Here is a 1,164-nt window from a genome sequence, read left to right as displayed (position 1 = left end):
GGTGAAACGGGTTGTGGCAAAGAGCTAGTTGCCACCAGTCTGCATAAAGAAAGCCAACGCAAATCACATCGTTTTGTGCCAATAAACTGTGGCGCGATTCCCGAAAATCTGTTCGAAAGTGAACTGTTTGGTCACGAGCCCGGCGCTTTTACCGGAGCAAGTAAACGACGGATTGGCAAACTCGAATACGCCGATAAAGGCACATTGTTTTTCGATGAAATTGAGAGCATGCCGCTTTCAATGCAAGTGAAAGTGCTGCGCTCATTGCAAGAACATACTGTCGAGCGAGTTGGTGGTAACCAGCAGATCAATGTGGATTTGCGAGTGATCGCTGCCGCGAAAGAAGATCTCAACGATCATGAAGAGTTCCGCGAAGATTTGTATTACCGACTTAATGTTGCACAGATCTACTTACCGCCGCTTAGGGAGCGAGAAGAAGACGCGTTGATTCTGTTTGAGCACTTTGCATTGCAAACAAATCCAGACAGTCGACCGTTGAGTGATGCCGACAGAAATGCCGTGCTTTCTTACGCTTGGCCAGGAAATGTGCGCGAATTACGTAACGTCGCAATGCGTTTCGCGCTGGATGATACGGTTTCTGTGATGGAAATTCTTTCTAGCCGCCCGTCGTCAACCACGGAAGAGACTCAAGCGGGTGTGCCACTGATGATTCAGTTGCACAACTTTGAGCGCAAAGTGTTGCATGATTCATTAGTGAGGCACCAAGGACGGATTAATGAAGTGATGCAAGAGCTCGATCTACCACGCCGCACCTTAAATCAGAAAATGCAAAAATTTGGTCTGAATCGCTCCGATTACACCGATTCGTGAATGGAATAATAGGAGCGATGTCGTTTTACCTTGCCGTTATGCGCTTTTAGTCGGTGTTTGGATGAACTTACCACCCACCTCGCTTTCATCTTGGAATGTCGTGACTTGATTTCGCCCGGTATGCTTTGAGCAATACAGTGCTTCGTCGGCTCGGGTGAGTGCATCTTGCAAGCTGTCATTGGGCATTAGCTCGCTGATGCCGAAGCTCATCGTGACTTGGTTTTTAAAAGCAAGCAGCGACGTTTCACGTTCAATGCTGCGACGTACTAACTCGGCATAGGCTTTCGCGTTTTCGGCATTGGCAAGCAACACAATCATAAACTCGTCACCACC

At 48.0% G+C, this 1,164-nt stretch carries 2 protein-coding genes; one reads left to right on the top strand and one right to left on the bottom strand.

What is annotated here, in order from left to right; translation table 11 throughout:
• A partial coding sequence (locus tag R7E00_RS24460; protein WP_318124821.1) for a sigma-54 dependent transcriptional regulator occupies positions 1 to 831 on the top strand: 831 nt, incomplete at its 5' end.
• Positions 832 to 867: 36 nt separating this feature from the next.
• Here R7E00_RS24460 and R7E00_RS24455 read toward each other — a convergent pair.
• Positions 868 to 1,164: diguanylate cyclase domain-containing protein (locus tag R7E00_RS24455; protein WP_318124820.1), on the bottom strand; the 297-nt coding region annotated here is incomplete at its 5' end.

The sequence above is a fragment of the Vibrio sp. Vb1755 genome (assembly GCF_033338635.1).
In the GTDB taxonomy this organism is placed as follows: Bacteria; Pseudomonadota; Gammaproteobacteria; order Enterobacterales; family Vibrionaceae; genus Vibrio; species Vibrio alginolyticus.
Note: the sequence above shows the minus strand (reverse complement) of the source record. Positions and strands in the feature narration are given on the sequence as shown.